Consider the following 3,752-nt stretch of genomic DNA (forward strand, 5'->3'; position numbering starts at 1 on the left):
CCCGAGCAGGCCACCGGCCAGCAGGCCACCGGCGCCTCGGACATCTACTCCCTCGGCATCATCGGGTACGAGGCCCTCGCCGGGCACCGCCCGTTCACCGGCGAGTCCCAGATCGCGATCGCGCTCGCCCAGGTGAACGACACGCCGCCGGCCCTGCCGGACACCGTGCCGGCGCCGGTGCGCGCGCTGATCATGTGCATGCTCTCGAAGGACCCGCGCGAGCGTCCCGCGGACGCCACCGTGCTCTCCGAGGCGGCCGAGGCGCTGCGCCGCAAGGACGTGGAGGGCGCCGTCGACGCCGTCCCGGGGCTCGCGGCGTTCCTCGCCGCCGAGGGCGTGGACGTCCCCGGCGACGCCGAGACCACGGTCCTCGCCGCCGCCCCGACGTCCACGCACCGGGCGTCCGACGCGCCCACCGCCCCAGTCGTCCGCACCGTGGACCCCACCCCCAGCACCGCGACCATGCCCGTCCTGGGCGTCGCGGGGGCGGCGGCGGGCACCGGCCCGGCCGGCGACGCGGCGGCGGGCTCCTCGGACGTCTCCGCCGCTCGCGACCCGCGCCAGACCGCCGAGCCCGCCCCCACCACGCGCCCGACGCCGGCCGCCACGGCCACGGGGGCCGGCGCCTCCGTGCGGCGGACGGCCCGGCCCGGGCGGCGCACCGGGGGGCGCTGGTTCGCCCGGCTGGGGCTGCGGGGGTGCGCCGTGCTCGGCGCGCTGCTGTGGCCCTCGCTCGTGGGCGACCGCGCGGGCGCCGGGGCCGCCGCGACCTCCTCGGCGGCGATCTCCCTCGAGGCCGAGGACTACGAGGGCCGCCCGGTGGCCGACGTGCGCCGCGAGCTGGAGGGCCTGGGCCTGACCGTCCAGGAGTCCCCGCGGGACGACCGGGCCGCGGAGGGCACCGTGGTGGGCGTGAACCCCGTGGGCACGCTCCAGCGCGGCGACGCCGTCACCCTGGCCGTCTCCACGGGTCAGGGCACCGTCCCGCAGGACCTCGTGGGCCAGCCGGTGGACACCGTCACCTCGATGCTGCGCGAGCTCGGGTTCTCCGTGGACCGGGTGGACGACCCCACGGCGGACGGCGCGGAGGGCGAGGTGGTGCGCGTGGTGCCCGGCGAGGGCGAGCGCCACCGGTTCGACACCCCCGTCCAGGTGATCGTGGCCGGCGGCGGGCGCGACGCCTCCGCCGGGCAGGGCGAGCCGTCCACGGCGCCCGCGCCCGCCCCGGGCGGGACGCAGGACCGCTCGCAGGACCCGGCCCCCGCCCCGGAGCCGTCCCGTGGCGGGTCCGGCCAGGACGACACGGCCCCGCAGCCCTCCCCGGGCCCCACCGGCCAGGCGTCCGCGCCCGCCGAGGAGCAGGCCCCGTCCGCCCCGACGGAGGCGTCGTCGTCACCTGCGGGCGTGCCGGGCGGCCAGGACCCCTCCGCCGAGCCGGCCCCGTCCGCCGAGCCCTCCTCCACCCCGGGCGGCGCGTCGTCGGCCGACGCCACCGAGGCCGCTGCGGCCGCGGCCCCCGCGGCCGACGCCGCTCCCGGCCGCGGCCGTGCGGACGCGCCCGGACAGAACCGCGACGACGCGCCGGGCCGGGGCCGGGACGGCGCCCCCGGTCAGGCCGCGGGGCCCGCCGACGGCCCCGCCCCGGCGCCCGCCGGCTGACGGGCCCGCCCGGGAGACCACCGTGTCCCAGCAGCGCATCCTCCACGAGCGGTACCGCGTCGACCAGCTGATCGGCCGCGGCGGGATGGCCGACGTCTTCCGCGGCCACGACCTGCGCCTGAACCGCACCGTCGCCGTGAAGATGATGCGCCCGGACCTGGCCCGGGACCCCGCCTTCCAGGCGCGGTTCCGACAGGAGGCCCGGCACGCCGCCTCCCTCAACCACCCGTGCGTGGTGTCCGTGTTCGACACGGGGGCCGCCCCGCTGGACGACGGCTTCCACCCCGTGGAGTGCCCGTACCTGGTGATGGAGCACGTGGACGGCCACACCCTCCGCGAGCGCCTCCACGCGGGCGAGGTCACCTGGCGGGAGGCGGTCCGCTGGACCACGGGCCTGCTGGAGGCCCTCGACCACGCCCACGAGCAGGGCGTGGTCCACCGGGACGTGAAGCCGGCCAACCTGATGGTCTCCCGCTCCGGGGCCGTCAAGGTGATGGACTTCGGGATCGCCCGGGCGCTCTCGGACACCTCCGCCCACACGGCGCAGACCCAGGCCGTGGTGGGCACGGCCCTGTACCTGCCGCCCGAGCAGGCCCAGGGCGCGCGCATGGACGCCCGTTCGGACCTCTACGCGGCGGGCTGCGTGCTGTTCGAGCTCCTCACGGGCCGCCCGCCGTTCACGGGGGACACGCCCCTGGCCATCGCGTACCAGCACGTGCGGGAGGAGCCCCCGGCCCCGTCCGCGGTGGACCCGTCCCTGCCGGAGGCGTTCGACGCCGTCGTGCTGCGCGCGCTGGAGAAGGACCCGGCCCGCCGCCACCCGGACGCCGCGGCCCTGCTGGCCGACATCGAGGCCGCCGCGGCGGACGCCGAGGCCGGCCGGTCCGGTCCGGCGCGCACGCAGGCCCTGCCCCTCAGACCTGCCGACGACGGAGGGTCCCCCGCCCCGACGCCGACCGGAGCGCCGACGGCGGCGGCGCCCCCGGTCTCCCCCGCCGCGGCGCCCCTGTCCTCCGCCGGGCCGGCGGAGTCCTCCGCGGACGAGGAGCCGACGGCCGGGGCCTCGTCCTCGGATCGTCACGCGGTGGCCGGCGCGGGCGTGCCCGGGGCCCCCTCGGCATCGCAGCTGGCCGCGGCGGCCGCCGTGGGCGCCGGGACCCCGTCGACCGGACCGATCCCCGTGGGGGCGGCGGGGGAGCGCACCGAGGCCGTGCCGGTCGTCGCGGCGGCGGCCCCGGCTGCCGAGCGCCGGGGCCGGTCCTGGCCGCTGGTCGCGGCGCTGACCGCCGCCCTGGTGCTGGCCGCGCTGCTGGTGTGGTCCCTGGTCGGCCGCCCGGACACCGTCACCATGCCGGAGCTGACGGACAGCATGGAGGCGCAGGCGGTGTCCCGGCTGACCGGGCTGGGCCTGGAGGCCGTGGTGCGCACGGACGCCGGCGCCGCCGGCCCCGCCGGGCGGGTGGTGAGCACGGACCCCGGCGCCGGGACGGAGGTGGAGGAGGGCTCACGGGTGAGCCTGACCGTCTCGGGCGGCGGCACGCAGGTGCTCCTGCCCACCCGTTTGCGGGGCGTGCCGGAGGCCCGGGTGCGCGCCGAGCTGGAGCGTCTGGGCCTGGCGGTGGCATCGGTGGAGGACACGCACAGCGCGGACGTGGTCCGGGGCTCCCTGGTGCAGACCGAGCCGGCCCTGGGCACCCGCGTGTCCCCGGGGACGGCCGTGGTGCTGCACGTGTCCGACGGGACCATGCACATCCCGGACCTCACGGGCATGACCGGGGCGGACGCCCGCCGCACCGTGGAGGCCCTCGCCCCCGAGATGACGCTGCGGTTCCAGAGCGAGGCCGGGAGCGATCCGGAGGAGGGCGTGGTGGTCCTCCAGGATCCGCCCGCCGGCTCGGACGCGGACAACGACGCGATGCTCACCCTCATCACCTCGGCCGCGGAGGCCCCCACGGCGGAGGCGGTCACGGCCCCGCCCGCCGGGGACCTCGCCGCGCCGGCGCCGACGGTCGCGGCGGCGGTGGGCCCGGCCGCGCGGCTGCCGGAGGAGGACGATCCGCGCGTCGCCGCGGTCCCCGGCCCCGCCCTGCCCG

2 protein-coding genes are annotated in these 3,752 nt (G+C 79.6%); both read left to right on the forward strand.

What is annotated here, in order from left to right; translation table 11 throughout:
• Nucleotides 1–1,659 (forward strand): PASTA domain-containing protein (locus Q4D18_RS11295; RefSeq protein ID WP_303128478.1); only part of this gene is annotated, 1,659 nt, incomplete at its 5' end.
• 22 nt (nucleotides 1,660–1,681) lie between these two features.
• A partial coding sequence (pknB, locus tag Q4D18_RS11300) for a Stk1 family PASTA domain-containing Ser/Thr kinase (protein ID WP_303128479.1) occupies nucleotides 1,682–3,752 on the forward strand: 2,071 nt, incomplete at its 3' end.

It is taken from the genome of Micrococcus sp. (assembly GCF_030523875.1).
GTDB lineage: Bacteria > Actinomycetota > Actinomycetes > Actinomycetales > Micrococcaceae > Micrococcus.